Below are 428 nucleotides of genomic sequence, written 5' to 3'. Positions count from 1 at the left end.
TAACGCCGCCTGTCCTCTCTTTTTTCGGAGTGTTTTTATCCATTAGCATGAACATCGCGCCTGCCTCCAGGGCAATTCCGAACTGCGGAGAAAGATTGAATTCCCTGCACAGCCTTGGCACCAGTAACAAGTTGGTACGCTCTTCCCACTCCCCTTCGCTCTACATATAGGTGAGTCCGGTTTTTGCATACCAGGGTCTTAAATTGGTATGGTAAGATCTTCCACCAAAGTGGTAATAGTAATCTGCAGAGGCGTTGAAATTCTTATTCTTATAACCGGGACTGGTTCCTAAACTCACCCCAAACTGGTTTTGATCTACATGCATTCTCAGTCCCACATTGGCCATTTCGGGAGTACCGATTCCTCCGGCAATGTTGATCTCCTGTGCATGGGAAGCAACAAAGACCAGGCAAACCAAAAGAGATAAA

General features: G+C 46.7%; 1 protein-coding gene. It reads right to left on the bottom strand.

Going from position 1 to position 428, the window contains the following annotated elements; all coding sequences use genetic code 11:
* Positions 1 to 160 precede the first annotated feature (160 nt).
* The coding region (locus HC175_RS19130; RefSeq protein ID WP_209310108.1) for a hypothetical protein at positions 161 to 428 on the bottom strand (268 nt) is incomplete at its 5' end.

Source organism: Salinimicrobium oceani (assembly GCF_012037645.1).
This window is presented reverse-complemented; position numbering and strand designations above follow the sequence as displayed.